Consider the following 21,654-nt stretch of genomic DNA (forward strand, 5'->3'; position numbering starts at 1 on the left):
CGTTGTATTGCTGTGCTGTTACTCTTCCGGTACGCGCAAATGTTGAATAACAGCTTCAGTGGTTAAATACTGCTGTTGGCGCACAAAGTCGATACGAATGCTGGTGCCCGGACGGGTTGCAGCAACCATGTCTAGCGCTTGGTTTAGGCTTTTCAATTCTACCCCATTGATACGAACTAAGAAGTCGCCCGGGCGCAGGCCTGCCAAGTGAGCTGGGCCTTCCGGCTCTATGCGCTCAATAACCACACCTGGAATGTTGAGCTCGGGGTGGAAGGCATGCCGCGCTTCTACGCCAAAGTAGCCACGGGTTACTGAGCCTTCCGCAATAATTTGCTCCATGACACGTTCAGCTAAATGGTAAGCAACTGAGAAAGAAATACCGGTCAGCTCTTCACCTTGTTCCGACAAATAACGACCGCTATTAATACCCACCAATTCCCCACGCGAATTGACTAAGGCCCCACCTGAGTTACCTTCATTAATGGCTGCGTCCATTCTTATAAATTCAGAGTAAGCATTGTCGGGGTTGTTACGTCCGGTCGCAGAAATAATGCCCTGGGTTACGGTTTGTCCAATGTTGTAAGGGTTGCCGATGGCAAGCACCACGTCACCCACCCGCGGGGTATAGCTGTCGTTGCGTGGAATAACGGCAAGGTTGTCGGCGGCAATACGCAGTACGGCAAGGTCGGTAAGGCTGTCGCTGCCAATGAGTTGGGCGCCGAAAACGCGGCCGTCTTGTAAGGCCACTCGTATTTGGTCCACGTTTGACACCACATGCCGCGCGGTCAGAATAAAGCCCTTGGCATTCATAATCACCCCAGAGCCTAAGCGAAGAGTGGGCGGACCTTGCAAGTGGGCATTGGGGTGGCTGCTTTGGGTCGTGTATATGTTCACCACGGCAGGAGCTGCAAGCTCGACAGCGTCAGCAAAGCTGACCAAGTCACTGGCTGTGGCGACCCGACTGGATTCGGTTGGCTGTTGTACCAAAGGCAAAACGGCCAGCACTAAGGCGGCAACAATAAAGCCAAGCAAAGCGGGCTTAATAAGGTATTGCGTGAGTAATGAAGCGTGTTGCTTAGCCATGCAGTGTCTTTATGTCGGTGAATTATAAACCGATCTTAACACTGAAAAGAGAGCGGAGGTAGTTCTCCGCCCTCGAATTCTAGGAAGGGTCCTCAGGTTTTAGTTGGGTAAGAGTAAATAAAGCTGTCGATTGCCTCGAGTAATCGTCAGGGCCGTTACCCCTTTGCTTCGCTCTAACAGGCTGCGTAGCTCAGTGACCGAGTTCACGGGGCGACGGTTCACCGCCACAATAACGTCGCCTTCTGCCAGTCCAATTTGCTCCGCCGGCGACTTGACTTCAATTCCTGTAACTCGCAGGCCATTACCCCCATTGTTTTGCAAGGTAGCTCCGCGTAGAGCAGGGTGCATTGTTGCAGCTGTTACTGTGGTTTCAGCTTCGCTTAACTTGACGTTCAGGCTTAGTTCGCGACCGTCACGAATAATCCCTAGTCGTACTTCACGACCCGCCCCTGCGGCTCCGACTTTGGCGGCAAGCTCCGTCATGGAGTGGAGTTGGGTGCCATTGATGCTAACAATTACGTCGCCCGCTTGCAGGCCTGCTTGCTGGGCAGCACTGTCTTGTATAACTTCACTGACCCAAGCACCTTGGGTGCGGTCGATGCCTAAGGCGTCGGCTAATTGTTGGTCTAGGTCGCGACCACGCACACCCAGAATGCCACGACGTACCTCGCCGAACTCAAGAATTTGGTCCACCAGGTTTTTCATCATGTTAGAAGGGATAGCAAAACCAATGCCTATGTTTCCGGTTGACCCTAAAATTGCAGTGTTAATTCCAATGAGGCGGCCGTTCAAGTCAACCAGAGCACCGCCCGAGTTTCCGCGGTTTATAGCGGCGTCGGTTTGAATGTAATTTTCTAGGCGACCACCGGCAAAACCACCACGACCAAGGGCTGAAACAATACCAGAGGTGACCGTTTGACCTAAGCCAAAGGGGTTCCCAATAGCAATCGCAAAGTCGCCCACACGGAGTTCGTCAGAGTTGGCTAGGGGCAGTTCTTTCAAGTTTGAAGGCTCGTCCAATTTGAGCAGGGCAATGTCGGACTCGGGGTCGGTGCCAAGAATGGTGGCCGAGAAAGTGCGGCCGTCGTTCAAGGTGACGGTGATATCGGAGGCGCCTTCCACCACATGGTTGTTGGTGACCACATAACCTTCTTGGGCATCAATAATAACGCCAGATCCCAAGCCTTGAAATGGCTGTTCCCGGGTTTGTTCTTGTTGGCCAAAAAAGTGCCGGAAAGCGTCGGGAATGCGTTGGCGGGTAACGCGCACACCTTCCACGGAAATGTTTACTACAGCAGGGGTGGCCTGCTCCAGCATGGGCGCTAGTGTGGGAGTGCCCATGCGCTGTTCGAGTTGGGCAAACGGCACTTGAGCAAACGAAGTAATACTAGTCAAAGAAAGGGCCAAAAGGGCCATGAGAATATAAAGTCGTTTCATGGAATAAAGTACCCCACAGTTAAGTTAGACGTAAAACATTCAGGAGCAGACCCTGTCGTTGGGTAGACGAGTCGCATATAAACAGACTCATTGATACTAAATAAGTTCTGAAAAAGTGAATTTCAAGCAGCACGAAGAAAAAACCCGGCGCCAAGGCCGGGTGGAAGGAATAGCGGGGAAGTTAGCTTTTTTCTTTGTCTGGCGCCGAGAAGATGCCGCTGCCGGGCTCGGAATAGTCGAGAGGCGCTTCGTCTAGGCGGGGCTTGGTTTCATTGCTGCGGCTGCGGCGGCGTTCTGTTTCCAGCAGGTTCGACTGCCGGAGTTCTTGCATGGTGCCTTCCGCGAAAAATGGCAAGGGCTCCTGCCATTCTTTGTCGCTTTGCAGAATCTGTTCACTGTCCCCTAAAAAAGTGTCGAGTTTGCTTTGTACTTCAGCCACTTGTTCGGAAAGAAGTCGAGCTGTTGCCATATGATCCGCCACATCGCGCCGATAGGCGTCGAACTGCTGTTGTGTGTCGGCCAATTGCGACGCAAGCGCCGAGGAGTTACGGCCGCCAGGAAATGCATAACGGCTTAGGAAGAACCCAATAACTCCGCCAATAATGACTAAAAGAATACCTATGAGCCAGCCCATTTAAAAATCTCCTTGGTAACGTAGTTCGTCTACTATGAATAATGGTATCATGTATTTTTGTTTTCAGTCGTCAGATGTCAGGGTATTTTTTTCATGAATAAACCAGTGACGCAGGCACCCCCACCCAGTGAGCTTACTCCGTGGGCCTTGTATCAGCAAGATTTAAAGAAAGAAGGCTTCAGTTACGATGAAGCGCAGGAAAATGCAGTGCGCCATTTACAGCGGCTGTTTGACGACTTATTAGTAAAGCCCCGCCGCCGTGTGCGTGTGCGCCGCAAGTTAAAGCGCGTGCTAACCGGCAGGGCACAGCTGTTTGGGCAGCAAATACGCGGCCTTTACTTTTGGGGTGGCGTTGGTCGAGGGAAAACCTACCTGGTCGACACTTTTTACAATGCCTTGCCCTTTGAACGAAAGTGGCGCGTGCACTTCCATCACTTTATGCAGCGTGTTCATGAGGAGCTAAAGAAGCTGAAAGGCCGTTCAGACCCTCTGGCGATTATTGCTGAGCAATTTTCTAAAGATGCACGGGTCATCTGTTTCGACGAGTTTTTTGTGCAAGACATTGCCGACGCTATGATTCTTGGCACCTTGTTTCAAGAGCTGTTTAAGCGCGGCGTGGTACTGGTTGCTACCTCGAACATTGTCCCCGACGACTTATACAAAAACGGTTTGCAGCGGGCACGTTTTTTACCGGCCATCGACTTAATTAAGCAGCACTGTGAAGTTGTGAACGTAGACAGCGGCATTGACTACCGCCTGCGCACCTTAGAAAAAGCTGAAATATACCACTGGCCTTTGGACGAACAAGCGGACACCAATTTGAAGCAGTACTTTTGTAGTTTGGCCGGTGAAGAAGAGTCGGCGTGTACTCCTGTTGAGCTGACCATTAACAAGCGCCCGCTTCAGGCGCGAATGGCCGCGGCAGATGTGGTGATGTTTGACTTTAAAGAGCTGTGTGAAGGGCCACGAAGCCCTTATGACTATATTGCCATAGCTGAAAAATACCAGGCGGTACTGGTCAGCAATGTCAGCATAATGAGCGGTAATAACGACGACACGGCCCGACGCTTTATTGCGTTAGTGGATGAATTTTACGAGCGCCGCGTGAAGCTTATTATGTCTGGGGAAGCTCCCCTAGAAAAACTATACGCAGGCGGTCGGTTAAGTTTTGAGTTTAAGCGTTGTTTAAGTCGATTACTTGAAATGCAGTCGCGCGAGTATTTAGCGATGGAATATAAATCATAAAAAGGGATGATCTTCTAACCAGCTTTCAGTATAATCTCGCGCAGCCCACGTTACTTCCCCTGCGTTATCCCAGCGCAGTCGGCCAAAGGGCCTCGGGAAATTTATTCGGCATGCTCGCGGGGAAGCCCGGAGAAGCCTCGGCTAAGTTCATGAATTCTAGGTAATAAACATGAAAACATTTGTTGCAAAACCAGCAACCGTCAAGCGCGACTGGTATGTCGTTGACGCTGAAGGTAAAACACTAGGTCGCATCGCGACTGAAATTGCTACCCGTTTACGTGGTAAGCACAAGCCTGAATATACACCACACGTTGACACGGGTGACTATATTATTGTTGTAAATGCTGAAAAAGTTACTGTTACCGGTAACAAGGCACAAGACAAAATATACTACTCGCACAGTGGTTACCCAGGTGGCTTGAAGTCGATGAGCTTTGAAAAGCTACAGGCGAAAAAGCCAGAAATGATTATTGAAGCCGCCGTGAAAGGTATGCTACCTCGTGGTCCTCTTGGACGTGACATGTTCCGTAAACTAAAAGTTTACGCAGGACCTGAGCACAACCACGCAGCACAGCAACCTAAAACCCTTGATATTTAATTGGAGCAGATGACTATGGCAGATACTCAATACTACGGTACAGGTCGTCGCAAAAGCTCTACAGCGCGGGTTTTCCTGCGTCCGGGTAGCGGTGCGATAAAGATCAACAACCACGAAATCGAAGAGTACTTCGGTCGTGAAACAGCACGTATGGTTGTACGTCAGCCACTTGAATTGCTAGAAATGGCAGACAAGTTCGACGTATACGTAACTGTTTCTGGTGGTGGTACCACAGGTCAGGCGGGTGCAATCCGTCACGGCATTACACGTGCACTTATGCAGTACGACGAAGCGCTACGTAGCGACTTACGTAAAGCGGGTTATGTTACTCGTGACGCGCGTCGCGTTGAGCGTAAGAAAGTCGGTCTTGCGAAAGCACGTAAGCGTCCACAGTTCTCAAAACGTTAAACGCTTATTTTTACCGACACAAAACCCAGCTTTTGCTGGGTTTTTTATTGCTGCTATCTAGGTGTAGACCTTGTAAATAGCAAGGGTTTTCATTATTATCAGAAAGCATTTTTTTTAGTCGCGAGTATTCATACTTGTGCTGCGGTATTTTCCGCACAGCGTCCAAAACTGGAGAAAGATGGATGAGCAATGCGCCTGTAGATAAGGGCCGTCGCCGATTTTTAACTGTTGCCACCTCCGTTGTAGGTGCGGCAGGTGCAGTCGGGGCAGCCGTACCTTTTATTGCTTCATGGAACCCAAGTGCAAAAGCCCGAATTGCGGGTGCACCGGTTGAAGTGAAAATAGATAAAATAGAGCTAGGTCAACTGGTCCGTGTAGAGTGGCGTGGCAGTCCTGTATGGATTATTCGCCGCACACCAGAAATGTTAGCAAGCTTGAATGAAACCGAAAAGAACCTGAGAGACCCGGATTCACAAGTGGCACAGCAGCCTGTGTATGCGCAAAACCAACACCGTTCTATCAAGCCTGAATGGTTTATTGCTGTTGGTATTTGTACACACTTAGGCTGTTCACCGCAGTTTATTCCAAAAAGCTTCTCGGTTGCTGAAGGCGTTGAGTCAGGGTTCTTCTGCCCGTGCCACGGTTCTCGCTTCGACATAGCTGGACGGGTATTCCAGTCGGTACCTGCACCAACGAACTTAGTCATTCCGCCATACTACTTTGTTGACGACAACACCGTCATCATTGGTGAAGACGAGGGGACAGCTTAATGAACCGTATTATTGAGTGGATCGACGCGCGTATTCCAATGTCGAATACGATGAAGCTCCACGTAACCCAATACCCTGCACCGAAGAACTTTAATATTTGGTACATTATGGGCTCGTTAGCACTGGTTGTGTTAGTGAACCAAATTGTCACCGGTATTTGGCTCACCATGAACTATGTACCGTCAGCAGAAGGCGCATTCGCCTCGGTTGAATACATTATGCGTGATGTTGAGTACGGCTGGCTACTGCGCTATATGCACTCCACAGGCGCCTCAGCATTCTTCGTTGTTGTTTATCTGCACATGTTCCGGGGCTTAATGTATGGTTCATACCAAAAGCCACGTGAGCTGCTGTGGATTTTCGGTATGCTTATTTTCCTTGTGCTAATGGCAGAAGCCTTTATGGGCTACATGCTACCTTGGGGACAAATGTCTTACTGGGGTGCACAGGTTATTATTTCCTTGTTTGGTGCTATTCCAATTGTAGGTGACGAGTTGACCACGTGGATTCGTGGTGACTATGTTATCTCAGGCGCTACGCTAAACCGTTTCTTCGCTCTGCATGTTATTGCCTTGCCATTAGTGCTGGTTATTCTTGTGTTCTTACACTTGATTGCTTTGCATGAAGTGGGTTCAAACAACCCAGACGGTATTGACACGAAGCGCAAGAAAGGCAGTGTGCCAAAAGAAGAGCAGTCGCCCTTTGAATTCCATAAGCACTACGCAGACAAATACGACATTGTTGACTCGGTTCCTTTCCACCCGTACTACACGGTGAAAGACTTAGTTGGATTAGCAGGTTTCTTAATTCTGTTTGCGCTGGTTATTTTCTACGCGCCAACTATGGGTGGTTTCTTCCTTGAGCCGCCAAACTTTGAAGCCGCAGACCCAATGCGTACGCCAGAACACATTGCGCCGGTATGGTATTTCACGCCTTTCTATGCCATTTTGCGTGCAGTACCCATTAAGTTACTGGGTGTTATTCTGATGTTCGGTGCTATTGTATTGTTGTTCTTGCTACCTTGGATTGACCGTGGCAACACACGTTCCATGCGTTACCGTAGCATTTGGCATAAGCTGAATATCTTCCAGTTTGTCATTAGCTTTATTGTGTTGGGTTACTTAGGTGTGAAGCCTGCAACCGACATTTATACGATGATGGCGCAAATATTCACCTTCTTGTACTTCGCATTCTTCGTGTTCCTATGGTTCTACAGTAAGAATGAGAAAACCAAGCCATTACCGGAGAGGTTGACGAAATGATGAAGCGTATTCTTCTTGCGGTGGCATTCTTAATTCCGTCGGCTGTATTTGCAGCCGGCCCTAGCATGCCCCTAGACAAAGCGAATTACGATTTAACCGACAATGCTTCATTACAGCGCGGTGCTCAGATTTTTATGAACTACTGCCTGGGATGTCATAACGCTCAGTATCAACGTTACCAACGTACCTTTGAAGACATTGGTATTCCTGTCGACTTAGGTGAAGAGCTATTGCAATTTACCGGTGACGGTGTTGGTTCGCATATGGTTTCTGCAATTGACAAGTCAGCTGCGGCTGAATGGTTTGGCTTAACACCGCCCGACCTAACACTTGTCTCGCGTGTTCGTGGTGCCGACTGGCTTTATACTTTTTTCCGCAGCTTTTATGCGGATGAGTCGCGTCCGTTTGGTGTGAACAACGTTATATTTGAAAACGTTGGTATGCCATGGATGCTGGAAGAGTTACAAGGTACCCCACGCAAGGTAACAGAAACGAAGGTTGTGAATGGCAAAGAACAAGAAGTAACTGTTCTGACAACGGACGGTAACGGCCGTTTGAATGCAGAAGAGTTTGATCAGGCGATGCTTGACCTTACGAACTTCCTTGTTTACGTGGGCGAGCCGGTAAAACTGGAACGTCAGCGTATGGGCTTATTCGTAATAGGCTTCTTATTTGTACTATTAGTCTTAACAATACTATTGAAGAAAGAGTATTGGAGAGATGTTAAGTAAAGCATTCCAAGCTGTTCATTAATTTGGAATGGATGGGGGCCACTTGTGCCCCCTTTGCTGTTTGCTAAAGTGGAGAAAAAGATGGCTGTATCTGCCAATAAACGCTCAGTAATGACACTGTACTCAGGACGTGACGACCTATTTAGCCACCAAACACGTATTGTGTTGGCTGAGAAGGGCGTTTCTTATGAAGTTAGTTTTATCGACGACGGAAATATTCCGGAAGACTTGCAGCAATTAAACCCGTATCCAGACAATGTTCCAACTTTGGTGGACCGTGAGCTTGTGCTGTACAACTCGCGTATTATTATTGAATACCTTGACGAACGCTTCCCACATCCACCGTTAATGCCTGTCTACCCGGTGAACCGTGGTTACAGCCGCTTAATGATGTACCGTTTAGAGCGCGACTGGTATGCGTTAGCCGATACCATTCTTAACGGCACCAAGAAAGAAGCGGACCAAGCCCGCCAAGAGCTGCGTGAAAGCATTCTTTCATTAGCTCCTGCGTTTGCTGACAAACCGTACTTTATGAGTGACGAGTTTACCCTAGTAGACTGCTATTTAGTGCCCTTGTTATGGCGCTTACCTATTTACGGTATTGAACTGTCTGGTGCAGGCGCCAAAGACATTCAAAACTATATGCTGCGCTTGTTCGAGCGTGAGTCATTCCAAGACTCATTAACGGATGTAGAACGCGAAATGGGTAAGGCGTAAGTTAGGTATTTATGATGACTCCTAAACGCCCTTATTTAGTCCGTGCTTTGTATGAATGGCTATTGGACAATGAGCTCACGCCACACGTGGTGATTGATGCAAATTGGCCTGGCACGGAAGTGCCGGCTGAATACGTTCAAGACGGTCAAATTGTATTGAACATTCATCCGGACGCTACCACTGGCCTGCAAATGGCTGAGGTAGACATGCAGTTTCAAGCACGGTTTGGGGGTGTTCCTCGGCGTATTACAGTGCCTTATGGTGCTTTGCTTGCTATTTATGCTCGAGAGAATGGTGCGGGTTCTATTTTTGAGCCTGAGCCTGCTTATGAAGATCCAGAAGCTGCTTTCATACCGGAAGAGCCAAACCCTGCTGATTTAAAGCCTGTTGAAACACCAGAAGGCACACCCGAGAATGAGGGTGACTCAGCAGGAAAAAGCGCCAGAAGTCGTGGTCGGCCTCATTTAAAAGTCATTAAGTAATAAGACCTTGTATGAAAAAGGCAGCCAGCAAAAATGGCTGCCTTTTTTTGTGCGTTTTTTATAATGAAAATGCACGGACAACACGGGTTACCCCAGGGGTATTTCGGGCAACACGAACGGCATGTTGCGCTGCTGGTTCGTCCACAATGCCGAGTAAAAACACCTCACTAGCTTCTGTCACAACTTTAACACCGGAAGTGTCAATTTCGTTACTGCTTAAAAGGTTGGCTTTAATACGGGTGGTAATCCAGCTGTCTTTTGAGCGGTCAATAAAGCCTTTCGGGTCACCTACTTTTAATTCATTAAACACAGTGAGTATGGTGGCGCTTTCCACTGCAACCCGTTCAGCCCGTTGTTTAAGCTCAAGAGAGGCCACTTGGCCTACCAGTAGCACATCGCCATTGTAGGCCACCACGCGAATGCGCTGGTTCTTCAACCGCTCGTCGCTTTGAATTCCCTGCACCACGTGTAAATGTAAGCCCGAGTCGTCAATTTGGGTATTTACCTGACGACTGTCTAAAATAACGGATGTCGTTGCCACCATGCCGCCGACGGCAAGCACAGTACAGCCTGTTAAAGGTATTAAAGCCAATAGCAAAATACATAAACGACGCAACAACATGACTAAACTCCCTGGAAAATACTCGCTTCAATAGCGTCGCAAAAGGTTTGTGCTAAAAATAATTGTTGTTCAATAATACGTGCCCGGACATTGGAAGGAACCCGTATTTCAATATCGTTAGCGCCCAGCAGGCCCGCAATATCCCCCGGGTCGTCTCCGGTAATGGTAATAATGGTCATATCGCGAGAAACGGCTGCAGCCATTGCTTGGTGTAACCGTTCATTATGGGTTTGGGTAACAAACACCACCAGTATGTCACCTGCATTGCCTAATGCACTGACCTGACGAGCAAAACATTCTTGCGCAAGTTCGTCGCGGGCTTGACCGGTTAAATGAATAGCGGCGAAGGGTGGCCGTTCTAGGGCACAGCCATGCAGTAAGAGCTCGGCAAAGTGCGCGGCCACAAAGCGGTTGGTTTCATCGCCACAGGTAAACACTTTATTACCGGAAAGCAAGGCTTGTACTAGTTTATCAATGGCCGACAGAACAGGTGTTCCTATGTTGTCTGCGGCGGCAACTTGAATTTGAATACTTTCATTAAAAAGATTTTGAACTGTTTCTTGCATGTTTAAAATGCGTCCTTTAACCATTCAATGTGAAAGGGCTGCCCGGTTATTGCCACAACATCGAAGCGGCAAAGGGTTTGGTGCTCTACCATACCATGTTGATGCATGAAAATTCGGGCAGAGCGCCTTATGCGTACGAGTTGCCTCTGATCTATTTGTTCTAGAATATCAGCAAAGTGGCCATTCTTACGGTATTTAACTTCAATAAAAACCAAATATGCCTGGTCATACATAATCAGGTCAATTTCACCATCTCGCAGCCGGTAGTTGCGAGCGAGTAAGCGTAAGCCCTGCTGAGTTAAAAAGCGTAAAGCGGTGTCTTCTTGTTTAGTTCCTAGGGCGCGTGTCGACATTGTTTAATGGCTCCAAACGAATATGGTCTCCATCAAACATAGCCCAGGTTAGCTCTCGTACCAGTGTTTGTTCATCAATCCGCAATTGCCCACTTAAACCCTGGTAGCTATAACCTTGCAGTTGCTGCATGCGCGCCAAAAGGGGAGCGAGCCGCATGCTGTCATAACCCATAGCGGTCAGGCGCTGCTCGCTTAAACTCCAACCCCGCAGCAACGAGCTTAACTGTTGGTGTAACGGCTGCTTGGCATGTTGTGGGAGCAGCCAAGGTGCGTCTGCGAAGGAAATGCCAGAAAGGTCGGATTCTCCTTGAGTTTGGGTCTGTTCATTGACCATGGAGTTGGCATACACAGGAATACGCTTGCCAAAGGCACTTTGGTTGACGTCAATATAAGGTTTTAACAGGCGCGCTTGGGTTGCGTCGCCCAATAAGTAAATGGCGTCGATATCTTGTCGATTGCGAAACTGCATTTCAATATCGGTACCAGGAAAGGCTTGCTCTAGCCGCTCTTTTCGCGCTTCGCTGTGGGCTACCTTTAAACGGTCGCTGACCAGTGAACGCATGTCGGCACTGCTATTATAAAACCCTGTGCGTATATGCCCTGTTGGTTGCTGTACTTGCCAGTAGCGGGTAAACAAACGGGACAGTTGTCGGCCCCGATTATTGTCTGGCCCGAGGAGCAAAATGCCTTGGTACCCTTTGTCCTTCATGGCTTTCGCTGCGGCCTGAGTTTCAGCTGCTATATCGAGTGCAAAGTAACTACTGCCAGCAGGCTTGGTTGCTTGTGGCGGGTGGTTTAAAGCAAGCTGCAACCAAGGTCGTACACTGTGGCTGGCCAAACTGTCGACACGCTCACGCTGCAAAGGGCCAATAACAAGTTCGATATTCAGTGCTTCAAGCTCAGCAAGAATGTCTTCGTCGCTATAGGTATTGGTGTCAATAAAGTGCACATCTTGCTGACCTTGTTCGGCGAGGGCAGCTAACACACCATAACGCACGGCGTTCCCTTGCTTCATTAATGGCCCCGTGAGAGGTAATAACACGGCCACTTGTTGCGGAGGGTTAGCAAAGTAAGGGGTGTCCAACAGCTGCTGCACTATGGGTTGTGCAGGGTGTTGTGGAAACGCCCTTTGCCACTGGCTTAAAACATCTTCTATGCTTTGTTGGTCGTCAATGGCCGTGGTGAGCCGGTTGAGCAAGCTATACCAGCCTGGACCGTTCGGGTGCACGCTGCGTGGGTTGCTGCGCCAAACGTCGGCCGGCACTTGGCGCATATGTTGCCAAATAAGCGCGGTCTGTGACGTTTCTAGATAGGGCTGTAATAAAAGTAATTGGTCGGCGGCACGTAAATGTTGCTGTTGGGCCACCGCCGCCTGATAATTAAGCTCCAGCACTTGGACCCGCTGTTCGCGTTGAGTAAAGCGTTGGTCCAGGTCTTGTAGCAGGCTGACGACTTGCGCCCAGTCACCCAAGGCGGCATAAAAGCGAGCGCGTTGAAGTCGTAATAGGCTTTGTTCATGTGCGCCAAACTGCTCCGCCTCAAGTTCAACTAGAATAGCGCCCGCATGTTGGGGTTGGTCCTGGTCGAGGTAGGCGGCCGCTGCTTGCAATAAATAAGTACGCATAGTGGCGGGCGTAGCTGCAGTTTCTGCAGCTGCTATCAGTTCTTCAGCGGTTGGTGCCGCCTGTACAGAACTCGGCTCTGCCTGTATAACAGGCGCGGGTGTTTGTTGTTCGGGGGTGCTGCCACAACCTAAAAGGCTCAATACAGCAATGCACATCAGTAGCTTCTTTGGCACAATGCAACTCTCTTCCGTTATCAGCTAGGCTCTACTATAAACCGCTCTGCGGTTACAAACAAACAGAGGTACGTAATGAAGCCGGGTATTTTGTATATAGTTCCAACCCCTATCGGCAACTTAGACGATATGACACAGCGGGCGCAGCAGGTGCTGGCGAGTGTTTCTGCCATTGCCGCAGAAGACACACGGCACTCACGGGTTTTACTGGAACATTACGGTATAACCACGCCTATGTTTGCTTTGCACGAGCATAACGAGCGAGAAAAAGCGGCGGGGCTTGTGGCGCGGCTGCAAGGGGGTGAGTCTATTGCTTTAATTTCCGACGCGGGAACGCCGCTAATCAGCGACCCTGGGTTTCCATTAGTACGGGCGTGCCGCCAAGCAGGCGTGCAAGTGACCGCATTGCCGGGTCCTTCAGCGGTTATTACCGCTTTGTCTGCAAGCGGGTTACCTACCGATAAGTTTTTATTTGCAGGTTTTTTACCTGCGAAGCAACAAGCACGGGTGACTGCATTAGAAGCCTTAGCGGACGAAACGGGCACCATGGTGTTTTACGAGTCGCCGCGACGCATCGCAGAGTCACTTTCTGCTATTTCCGAGGTATTAGGCGCAGCGCGTGAGGTGGTGGTAGCGCGGGAAATTAGTAAGCAATACGAAACATACTTGCATGGCAGTGCGGCAGACGTGCTGGCTAAGGTGCAAGCGGACGCGAATCAGCAACGGGGGGAAATAGTGCTGATAGTGGCAGGCAAGCAGCTGAATAAGTCAGATATTCCAGCAGAGGCTTTGAAGCTACTCACCGAGTTAACCGCTTTGTTACCCCCGAAGAAAGCGGCAAAAGTGGTGGCGAACCACTATGGCTTGCGTGCCAATGACTTGTATAAACTTACGCTGAAAGCATAGCTCCAGTAGCGGGGCTGGTGTATACTCCTTCGCGGAGTCAGCCAAGGCAATCGCTGCTTGCTTTCCTTAGAATTTCTAAGGCAGCAAGGGGAGGAAAGTCCGGGCTCCATAGGGCAGAGTGCCAGGTAACGCCTGGGCGGCGCGAGCCGACGACTAGTGCAGCAGAGAGTATACCGCCGATGGCCGCTTCTTCGGAAGTGTGCACAGGTAAGGGTGAAAGGGTGCGGTAAGAGCGCACCGCGTGGCTGGAAACAGTTCATGGCACGGTAAACTCCACTCGGAGCAAGACCAAATAGGGATCCTTGGGGCGGCCCGCTTCGGATCCGGGTAGGTTGCATGAGGCTATAGGCGACTATAGCCCTAGATGAATGATTGTCCACGACAGAACCCGGCTTATTGGCTGACTCCACCTTTCTTTTTAATTTCTTCGCTTTACTCCGTGTTATCAAACAGTTCCATTGCTTAATTTACCTTCGTACTTTTTCCACTTGGCAGAGCTGCACCTTTGCGGCATGAAAGTTCTGCTTTTGTCTTGACAGTTGTTCATGTAGACACCTAGACTGTAACATTGTGGGGAAAAGTGGAGAAAAGTGGATCGGATGACGATCCCGAAAAGTGATCGCTATGTTTCGTGGAGCCAGCTTAATCAATTTAGACGCAAAGGGGCGCTTAGCTATTCCAGCTAAGTATCGCAACCTGCTGTCTTTAGATTGTGAAGGCAAATTAGTGTGCACCATTGACTTGAAACAACCCTGTTTACTTTTATATCCACTGCCTGAATGGCAAGTCATTGAACAACGTTTGGCTGGCCTTTCAAGCATGATCCCTGCCGAGCGCCGTATGCAGCGCTTACTTCTAGGTTATGCCGAAGACTGTGATATGGATAAAAGCGGTCGGGTGTTAATAGCTCCTACCTTGCGTCAACACGCAGGGCTTACCAAAAAGCTTATGTTGGTGGGTCAGTTAAATAAGTTTGAAATTTGGGACGAGCAGGCCTGGAATGAGCAAATAGCCTCAGACATGGAAGCAGAGCAAGCAGACGACAACACTTTGAGCGAACGACTACAAGAATTCACATTATAATGGCGCAAACTCAACAGCATATACCGGTGTTACTGACCGAGTCGATTCAGGGCTTAGCAATACAGCCGGACCAAATATATATTGACGCCACGTTTGGACGTGGTGGGCACAGTCGCGCTATTTTAGAACATTTAGGTGAAAATGGGCGTTTAATTTCGCTCGACCGCGACCCAACTGCTGCGCAGGCTGCCGAACAGCTTGCCGACGATCCTCGTTTTGAATTTATTCACACTCCTTTTTCTGCATTGCCCCACATCATTGCAGAGCGCAATTTAACAGGCAAAGTGGCCGGTATTCTATTCGACCTTGGTGTTTCTTCCCCACAATTAGACGACGCCGAGCGTGGATTTAGTTTTATGAATGACGGTCCGTTAGATATGCGCATGAACCCAGAACAGGGCGAGTCGGCAGCAGACTGGTTAGCCCATGCAAGCCAAGACGAAATGGCCGATGTTTTTCGCCAGTACGGTGAAGAGCGCTATGCCGGACGTATCGCTCGCGTTATTGTCGAGCGCCGAAGTGAGCAACCACTTACGCGTACGTCTGAGTTGGCCAAACTAATTCAAGAGGTGAGCCCAGCCAAAGAAAAAAATAAGCACCCGGCGACCCGCGTGTTTCAAGCGGTGCGTATTCATGTAAACCATGAGCTAGAGGAAGCGACAAACGCACTGGAAGCTGCCGTAAGTGCGCTCAAACCAGGCGGACGTTTGGCGGTAATTAGTTTTCATAGCTTAGAAGACAGACTGACCAAGCATTTTATGCGGAAGTGCAGCCAGCGGGAACAACTGCCACCGGGCTTGCCGCTGCGTGAAGACCAAATTGCTGATAACAGAACCCTTAAAACATTGGGCAAGGCAATTAAACCAAGTGCCGAGGAAATAAAGCAAAACCCGCGCTGCCGCAGTTCGGTATTGAGGGTTGCGGAGCGTTTGCCATGAAACATTTACCTTTGCATACACACTTGTTGAAACAGGTTGGCCAAGACCTTCTGCGGTTTAAAGGCTTACTGTTTTGGACAGCGCTGGCCGTGTTCAGCGCTTTTGTCATTGTGTATCAAACGTATTTGTACCGCGAGTTAATGGCCGAGCGCGAGGTGTATTTCTCAGAACGTGACGCCCTAGACGTAGAGTGGCGGCACTTAATAATTGAGCAAAATGCCCTGTCAGAACATAGTCGCATCGACCGGTTAGCCCGCCAAGAGCTGGGCTTACAGCCCGCTCAAGAGTCGCAGGAGGTGCTTGTGCCATGGCGATAAAGCGCAACCAGAAAATATTACGTCCAGAAGCACTGCATGGCCGCTTTGTCGTGGTTTGTGTTGCCCTGGGCTTGATGTTTTCTATGTTGGTAGCGCGTGCCGCCTATATACAAGTTGTGTCGCCAGACCGGCTGATACATGAGAGTGATTTGCGGACGGTGCGGGTGAGCGAAGACCGAGTTCAACGGGGGAATATTACCGACCGCAACGGGGTTGAGCTTGCAGTGAGTGTGCCTGTTCATACGGTATGGGCTGACCCGAAGGTTATTCATGAGCGCGGTAGCTTAGCTGACACCCGTCGCTGGGCGGCGTTAGCGGAAGTGTTTAATGTACCGGTAGAGCAATTATTAAGTAAAGTGGAAGATCCAACCCGTCGGTTCGTGTACCTTCAGCGCATGGTAACACCAGGCGTGGCCAACTACGTGGCGCAATTAAGAATACCGGGCGTGTCACTTAAAGAAGAGTCACGCCGCTTTTATCCCACAGGGGAAATATCGGCCCATGTGGTGGGTATTACCAATATTGACGGGCAAGGTTTAGACGGCATAGAAGCTGTGTTTGATGAGTACCTCACGGGTACGTCCGGTCAGCGCAGATACCGCCGCGACGGCGCAGGGCGCGTGGTTGAAGAACTCGAAGTAACCGCGTCAGAATTGCCACAGTCCATTCGATTAAGCATCGACCAGCGTGTGCAAGCGATGGCGTACACAGAGCTGAAGCGAGCCGTTCGTTACCACCAGGCAACGTCTGGCTCTTTGGTGATGGTGAATGTACATACGGGCGAAATTATTGCCATGGTGAATAGCCCTTCGTACAACCCAAATAACCGAACCGATGTGCAAGCGCACCAGTTGCGTAACCGGGCAATTTCAGACAGTTTTGAGCCAGGCTCTACCGTGAAGCCCTTGGTCATTTTAGGCGCCTTGCAAAGTGGTGACTTTGACGCAGAGTCCACCTTAAACACCAGCCCGGGCTGGATGACCGTAGGGGGCCGCCGGGTTCAAGATGGCCGCAATGAAGGCGAGCTAGACCTGGCTGGTATTTTGGCGCGTTCAAGTAACGTAGGGACGTCTAAGCTAGCTCTGCATATCGGTGTGAACAAACTACTTGAGAATTACTACTCGGTAGGTTTTGGAACAGACACGGGAGTTCCCTTGCTAGGCGAAAGCATGGGGCAAATGCGCCACCGTAACCGTTGGTATGAATTTGAAGTAGCTGCCTTGTCGTATGGGTATGGACTTAGCACGACAACTATTCAGTTAGCTCAAATGTACGCCATTCTTGGTAGCGGCGGTATTAAGCGTCCTTTAACAGTATTAGCACAAGATCAAGTAGTAGAAGGCGAAAGAGTGTTTGAACAAGAGTATGTGGAAAGTGTGGTGAAAATGCTTGAAAGCGTGACCGGCGAAAATGGAACCGGTCGACGCGCAGGTGTACCAGGCTACCGCGTAGCAGGTAAAACAGGTACCACACGAAAAGCAATTGCGGGTGGGTATGGCGACGAGTATGTGGCCCTTTTCGCAGGGGTTATGCCAGCGTCAAACCCTCACTTTGCCATGGCCGTGATGATCAACGAGCCAGCGGGTGATAGGTACCATGGTGGCTCAGTCGCCGCGCCGGTATTCTCAGCAGTAGCCGAGCAGGCCGCCCGTATTTTGAATTTAACACCCGACAATATAGATGAGCGCGCAATGCGCGTGGCTGGTTTTAGCGGAGGGGCGCAGTAATGAAGTTACAGCAACTACTGCACTTTATAAAAACCCCACTGCCAGACATTGAAGTGGCCGGGCTGAAGTTGGACAGCCGCAAAGTGGCAGCTGGCGATGCGTTTATTGCGGTGCCTGGGCATGCTGTGGACGGGCGCGAGTTTATTAGCGCTGCGATTGCTGCTGGTGCCAGCGTGATATTAGCTGAAGGTCGTTTGTTTCGAGTCGACACCGACGGCCCTGTACCTATTGTGTATATTCCAAAACTAGCAATGCAGGTGTCGAGTATTGCGGGCCACTTCTTTAACAACCCGTCAAAACATATTCGCGTGACCGGTATTACCGGCACCAACGGCAAAACCACTGTGAGTCATTTATTGGGTCAGCTTTGGCAGCAACTCGAGCCGCCTGCTGCGGTTATTGGCACCGCGGGAAGTGGCTTAATGAGCCAGTTGTTACCAGAGCAGTTAACCACGCCGGACCCAGTCACCTTGCAACAGCGACTTGCAGCTTTTGTTGCTGAGGGCGCGCGTTCGGTGACCATGGAGGTGTCGTCCCATGCGTTAGCACAAGGCCGAGTAGAAGGCCTGCAGTTTAATACGGTAATAGCCACCAATGTTAGCCGAGACCACCTTGACTACCATGGCAGTATGCGCGCGTATGCCAAAGCCAAACAGCGTTTGTATACAGACTTTCCAGCCCTGCACCGGGTATTGAATGCCGACGACAAGGTGACGGCGAAGTGGGGCACAGAAGACGACTACTGGTTTAGTTTAAAGCCACAGAATATGGGGCGCCCCCATACATTAGTGGCCTCCGACTGGCAGTTTCAGCAAGACAGCACCCAGATGACGTTAAACTGGGAATACGAAAGCCTGCGAGTGGCCAGCCCTTTGCTTGGCGAATTTAACATTGCCAACGTGCTGGCCGCGGCAACAGCAGTATTAGCAGCGGGTTACTGCTTAAAAGACATTGCGCCTTTAATCAGCCAACTGCAGTCTGTACCAGGGCGTATGGAAACTTTCCGGGTACCGTCAGGTCCTTTAGTGATTGTCGACTACGCGCACACGCCGGACGCTTTGCAGCATGTATTGCTGGCCGCACGTAACCACTGCACAGGTAAGCTGTGGTGTGTGTTTGGTTGTGGCGGTGACCGAGACCGGGGTAAGCGCCCACAAATGGGCCAAACAGCAGCCAAATATGCTGATGTGTCAGTGGTAACCGACGATAACCCACGCACGGAAGACCCAGCTCAAATTATAGATGACATTATGACCGGTATGCCCCATGGCACTGAGTATAAGCGTATGCCAGGGCGTACGGACGCTATTCGCCATGCGATGAGCGAAGCAGGTCCAAACGATGTCATTGTATGCGCTGGGAAAGGGCATGAAACCTATCAAATTATTGGCACCCGTAGTTACGACTACGACGAACGTGCTTATGTGGCTTCTTTAGCCGAGGAGCTGCGCCATGATTAAAGTGTCTTTAAACTGGGTAAATGAACACATTCAAGGCCACTGGCAGGGTGCAGGTGAACCAACGCCCGAAATAACCGGAGTAAGCATTGACAGCCGCACAGTAAGCCCAGGCGACTTGTTTATTGCCATAAAAGGCCCCAGCTTTGACGGCCACAATTATGCACAACAAGCCCTTGACCAGGGTGCTGTTGCTGTGGTTGTTAGCCGAGATATGCAGCTAGGCGACCAGCAACTGGTGGTGCCCGACACTCGCTATGCGTTGGGCCAGTTGGCGGCCGCTGTGAAGCGTGAAGTAGCGCCTGTAACCATAGGTATTACCGGTAGCAGTGGCAAAACCACAGTGAAGGAAATGCTGGCGCGCATTCTAACCCTGCATTTACAAGGGCGGGGTGAAGTGCTGGCTACAGAAGGCAATTTTAATAATGACATTGGAGTGCCTTTAACCTTGTTGCGGTTAACCCATGCGCATCAATATGCCGTGGTAGAGCTTGGCGCAAACCACCGAGGTGAAATTGCCTACACCACAGGGCTGACCAAGCCCGATGTGGCCCTGATTAATAATATTGCACCTGCCCATGTGGAAGGCTTTGGCGGTATTGCGGGTGTGGCCCGGGCCAAAATGGAAATATTTCGGGAGCTCTCTTCTACAGGCGTAGCGATTACCCCCGCACATTCGGACTTTCATGACCTGTTTGTGCGTGAACTAGAAGGGAAGCAGCACTGGTTATTTAGCTATGAAGGGGCCGTTGAGAAGCCTGCAAAGCAGGGCCTGACAGTCTGGGCGGAACACATTGAGCTTGACCCTCAAGGCTGTGCTGCCTTTGACCTTTGCACGGCAAAAAGCCGCGATCGGGTGCAGTTAGCCATGCCTGGTTTGCACAATGTAAGTAATGCCTTAGCTGCTGCAAGCTGTTGTTTGGCTATTGAAATACCTATGACCAGCATTGTGCAAGGGCTAAGTGAGTTACAACCAGTGCCTGGCCGTATGTGGGTACATCGCCTTGAAAATGGACTGACAGTGATAGACGACAGTTATAACGCAAATGTTGGTTCAGTGCGGGCTGCCATAGACGTATTAAGCACTTTGCCGGGTCATTGCATTTTTGTGCTGGGTGACATGGGTGAATTAGGTACCGACGCTCGAGCCTATCATGAAGAAGTAGGCGTGTATGCCCGTGAGGCGGGCGTGAATGAACTGTACACGGTAGGCGTATTAAGCCAAAGCGCCAACGACGCCTTTTCGGGCGAGCATGGAGCGCGACACTTTGACAATAAAGTCAGTTTAACGAAAGCACTGCTGCAGCTTGTGCAAGAACGACCAGCGCTCACTGTTTTAGTGAAGGGCTCACGCAGTGCCCATATGGAGCAAGTTGTTGCAGCACTGCTTGCCAATTCCACACATACAAACGAACAAGCAGGAGACACTGTATGTTAATTTGGCTAGCAGAGTACTTACAAGCAACAGTGGCAACGGGCTTTCACGTTTTAACCTATATCACCATGCGGGTGATATTAAGTATTTTAACCGCACTCACTGTGTCTTTGTGGCTGGGGCCCCGTTTAATACGTGGGTTGCAAAAGCTGCAAATGGGTCAAGTGGTACGCGACGATGGCCCGCAAACCCATTTAGCCAAAACCGGCACGCCGACCATGGGTGGTTTGCTCATTCTGAGTGCCGTAATGCTGTCGGTGCTGCTGTGGACCGACTTAAATAACCGTTATATTTGGGCAGTGATTGTTGTGCTACTTGGGTTTGGCACCGTTGGCTTTATTGATGACTACCGAAAGGTGGTGCGCAAAGACACACGGGGCTTGCCAGGGAAGTGGAAGTATTTTTGGCAGTCGGTAATTGCCGCAGGTGTTGCAACCTATTTGTATTACCACGCAGCGCAACCGGCAGAAACCATGCTGTTAATTCCTTTCTTTAAAGACGTGATGCCGCAACTTGGACTGTTTTATATTGTGCTTGCTTACTTTGTGATGGTGGGCACAAGCAATGCGGTAAACCTGACCGACGGTTTGGACGGGTTAGCGATTATGCCGACCATTATGGTGGCTGGGGCTTTAGCTGTCTTTGCGTACGTGACGGGTCATGTGAATTTTTCTGCCTACTTGCATATTCCGTATATTCCAGAAGCGGCGGAGCTAACTGTGGTGTGCGCCGCCATTGTTGGGGCTGGGCTTGGCTTTTTGTGGTTTAACACGTACCCGGCACAAGTATTTATGGGCGATGTAGGCTCTCTGGCCCTTGGCGGCGTACTCGGCATTATTGCCGTACTCGTTCGACAAGAGTTGGTTTTACTTATTATGGGTGGTGTGTTTGTGCTAGAAACTGTGTCGGTTATGTTGCAGGTGGGCTCGTACAAGCTACGGGGCAAGCGCATTTTTAGAATGGCACCCATTCACCACCACTATGAATTAAAAGGCTGGCCCGAGCCCCGTGTTATCGTGCGCTTTTGGATTATTTCATTGGTGCTGGTGCTGATTGGGTTGGCCACCTTGAAACTTAGATAACGA

At 50.1% G+C, this 21,654-nt stretch carries 23 protein-coding genes and 1 other RNA gene; 17 read left to right on the forward strand and 7 right to left on the reverse strand.

The window, feature by feature from the left end; translation table 11 throughout:
- Positions 1-18 precede the first annotated feature (18 nt).
- The 3 genes from CWE15_RS05510 to CWE15_RS05520 all read right to left on the reverse strand — a co-directional run bounded on the left by CWE15_RS05510 (position 19) and on the right by CWE15_RS05520 (position 3,154).
- Positions 19-1,083, reverse strand: a complete 1,065-nt coding sequence (locus CWE15_RS05510; RefSeq protein WP_126757081.1) for a trypsin-like peptidase domain-containing protein — start codon at positions 1,081-1,083, stop codon at positions 19-21.
- Positions 1,084-1,182: 99 nt separating this feature from the next.
- Positions 1,183-2,520: a DegQ family serine endoprotease gene (locus tag CWE15_RS05515; protein WP_126757082.1), complete on the reverse strand. Its 1,338-nt coding sequence runs from the start codon at positions 2,518-2,520 to the stop codon at positions 1,183-1,185.
- 181 nt (positions 2,521-2,701) lie between these two features.
- Positions 2,702-3,154 carry a Z-ring associated ZapG family protein gene (locus CWE15_RS05520; protein ID WP_126757083.1) on the reverse strand — a complete coding sequence of 151 codons (453 nt, stop codon included), beginning with the start codon at positions 3,152-3,154 and terminating at the stop codon, positions 2,702-2,704.
- Between the two features lie 93 nt (positions 3,155-3,247).
- Here CWE15_RS05520 and zapE point away from each other — a divergent pair, with 93 nt between their 5' ends.
- The 8 genes from zapE to CWE15_RS05560 all read left to right on the forward strand — a co-directional run bounded on the left by zapE (position 3,248) and on the right by CWE15_RS05560 (position 9,367).
- Positions 3,248-4,399 carry a cell division protein ZapE gene (gene zapE / locus CWE15_RS05525; protein ID WP_126757084.1) on the forward strand — a complete coding sequence of 384 codons (1,152 nt, stop codon included), beginning with the start codon at positions 3,248-3,250 and terminating at the stop codon, positions 4,397-4,399.
- Between the two features lie 169 nt (positions 4,400-4,568).
- Positions 4,569-4,997, forward strand: coding sequence for a 50S ribosomal protein L13 (gene rplM / locus CWE15_RS05530; RefSeq protein WP_126757085.1), 429 nt, complete (start codon positions 4,569-4,571; stop codon positions 4,995-4,997).
- A gap of 15 nt (positions 4,998-5,012) precedes the next feature.
- Positions 5,013-5,405 carry a 30S ribosomal protein S9 gene (rpsI, locus tag CWE15_RS05535; RefSeq protein ID WP_126757086.1) on the forward strand — a complete coding sequence of 131 codons (393 nt, stop codon included), beginning with the start codon at positions 5,013-5,015 and terminating at the stop codon, positions 5,403-5,405.
- A 182-nt stretch (positions 5,406-5,587) separates the two neighbouring features.
- Positions 5,588-6,175 (forward strand): ubiquinol-cytochrome c reductase iron-sulfur subunit, encoded by a 588-nt coding sequence (gene petA, locus CWE15_RS05540; protein ID WP_126757087.1) that lies wholly within the window; start codon positions 5,588-5,590, stop codon positions 6,173-6,175.
- On the forward strand, positions 6,175-7,437 hold the full coding sequence (locus CWE15_RS05545; protein WP_126757088.1) for a cytochrome b: 1,263 nt from the start codon (positions 6,175-6,177) through the stop codon (positions 7,435-7,437). Before petA ends, CWE15_RS05545 begins: the two co-directional genes overlap by 1 nt.
- Complete coding sequence (locus tag CWE15_RS05550) at positions 7,437-8,168, forward strand: cytochrome c1 (protein ID WP_126757300.1); 732 nt, start codon at positions 7,437-7,439, stop codon at positions 8,166-8,168. Before CWE15_RS05545 ends, CWE15_RS05550 begins: the two co-directional genes overlap by 1 nt.
- A gap of 81 nt (positions 8,169-8,249) precedes the next feature.
- Complete coding sequence (gene sspA, locus CWE15_RS05555; protein ID WP_126757089.1) at positions 8,250-8,885, forward strand: stringent starvation protein SspA; 636 nt, start codon at positions 8,250-8,252, stop codon at positions 8,883-8,885.
- 11 nt (positions 8,886-8,896) lie between these two features.
- On the forward strand, positions 8,897-9,367 hold the full coding sequence (locus tag CWE15_RS05560) for a ClpXP protease specificity-enhancing factor (protein ID WP_420807749.1): 471 nt from the start codon (positions 8,897-8,899) through the stop codon (positions 9,365-9,367).
- Between the two features lie 58 nt (positions 9,368-9,425).
- On the opposite strand, the gene CWE15_RS05565 is transcribed toward CWE15_RS05560, so the two are convergent.
- From CWE15_RS05565 to CWE15_RS05580, 4 genes are read right to left on the reverse strand one after another with little or no spacing between them, the layout of a single operon-like run.
- A complete protein-coding gene (locus CWE15_RS05565; protein ID WP_126757090.1) occupies positions 9,426-9,989 on the reverse strand; it encodes a BON domain-containing protein in 564 nt (187 codons plus the stop codon).
- A 2-nt stretch (positions 9,990-9,991) separates the two neighbouring features.
- Positions 9,992-10,555: a D-sedoheptulose-7-phosphate isomerase gene (locus tag CWE15_RS05570; RefSeq protein ID WP_157980719.1), complete on the reverse strand. Its 564-nt coding sequence runs from the start codon at positions 10,553-10,555 to the stop codon at positions 9,992-9,994.
- A 2-nt stretch (positions 10,556-10,557) separates the two neighbouring features.
- Positions 10,558-10,908 (reverse strand): YraN family protein, encoded by a 351-nt coding sequence (locus CWE15_RS05575; protein WP_126757092.1) that lies wholly within the window; start codon positions 10,906-10,908, stop codon positions 10,558-10,560.
- Positions 10,883-12,706, reverse strand: coding sequence for a penicillin-binding protein activator (locus CWE15_RS05580; protein ID WP_126757093.1), 1,824 nt, complete (start codon positions 12,704-12,706; stop codon positions 10,883-10,885). Before CWE15_RS05580 ends, CWE15_RS05575 begins: the two co-directional genes overlap by 26 nt.
- A 75-nt stretch (positions 12,707-12,781) precedes the next feature.
- Here CWE15_RS05580 and rsmI point away from each other — a divergent pair, with 75 nt between their 5' ends.
- The 9 genes from rsmI to mraY all read left to right on the forward strand — a co-directional run bounded on the left by rsmI (position 12,782) and on the right by mraY (position 21,651).
- Positions 12,782-13,612, forward strand: coding sequence for a 16S rRNA (cytidine(1402)-2'-O)-methyltransferase (gene rsmI, locus CWE15_RS05585; RefSeq protein WP_126757094.1), 831 nt, complete (start codon positions 12,782-12,784; stop codon positions 13,610-13,612).
- A gap of 33 nt (positions 13,613-13,645) precedes the next feature.
- Positions 13,646-14,024: RNase P RNA component class A (rnpB, locus tag CWE15_RS05590), an RNA gene on the forward strand.
- 212 nt (positions 14,025-14,236) lie between these two features.
- Positions 14,237-14,695: a division/cell wall cluster transcriptional repressor MraZ gene (gene mraZ / locus CWE15_RS05595; RefSeq protein ID WP_126757095.1), complete on the forward strand. Its 459-nt coding sequence runs from the start codon at positions 14,237-14,239 to the stop codon at positions 14,693-14,695.
- Positions 14,695-15,633 (forward strand): 16S rRNA (cytosine(1402)-N(4))-methyltransferase RsmH, encoded by a 939-nt coding sequence (gene rsmH / locus CWE15_RS05600; protein ID WP_198674979.1) that lies wholly within the window; start codon positions 14,695-14,697, stop codon positions 15,631-15,633. Before mraZ ends, rsmH begins: the two co-directional genes overlap by 1 nt.
- Complete coding sequence (gene ftsL / locus CWE15_RS05605) at positions 15,630-15,950, forward strand: cell division protein FtsL (RefSeq protein ID WP_126757097.1); 321 nt, start codon at positions 15,630-15,632, stop codon at positions 15,948-15,950. Before rsmH ends, ftsL begins: the two co-directional genes overlap by 4 nt.
- The gene (locus CWE15_RS05610) at positions 15,941-17,677 is read left to right on the forward strand and encodes a penicillin-binding transpeptidase domain-containing protein (protein ID WP_126757098.1); all 1,737 of its coding nucleotides are present in this window, start codon (positions 15,941-15,943) and stop codon (positions 17,675-17,677) included. Before ftsL ends, CWE15_RS05610 begins: the two co-directional genes overlap by 10 nt.
- Positions 17,677-19,137: a UDP-N-acetylmuramoyl-L-alanyl-D-glutamate--2,6-diaminopimelate ligase gene (locus CWE15_RS05615; protein ID WP_126757099.1), complete on the forward strand. Its 1,461-nt coding sequence runs from the start codon at positions 17,677-17,679 to the stop codon at positions 19,135-19,137. Before CWE15_RS05610 ends, CWE15_RS05615 begins: the two co-directional genes overlap by 1 nt.
- The gene (locus CWE15_RS05620; protein ID WP_126757100.1) at positions 19,130-20,572 is read left to right on the forward strand and encodes a UDP-N-acetylmuramoyl-tripeptide--D-alanyl-D-alanine ligase; all 1,443 of its coding nucleotides are present in this window, start codon (positions 19,130-19,132) and stop codon (positions 20,570-20,572) included. The genes CWE15_RS05615 and CWE15_RS05620 overlap by 8 nt, the downstream gene beginning before the upstream one ends.
- The gene (gene mraY, locus CWE15_RS05625) at positions 20,566-21,651 is read left to right on the forward strand and encodes a phospho-N-acetylmuramoyl-pentapeptide-transferase (RefSeq protein ID WP_126757101.1); all 1,086 of its coding nucleotides are present in this window, start codon (positions 20,566-20,568) and stop codon (positions 21,649-21,651) included. The genes CWE15_RS05620 and mraY overlap by 7 nt, the downstream gene beginning before the upstream one ends.
- Positions 21,652-21,654: the final 3 nt, after the last annotated feature.

It is taken from the genome of Aliidiomarina taiwanensis (assembly GCF_003987015.1).
GTDB lineage: Bacteria > Pseudomonadota > Gammaproteobacteria > Enterobacterales > Alteromonadaceae > Aliidiomarina > Aliidiomarina taiwanensis.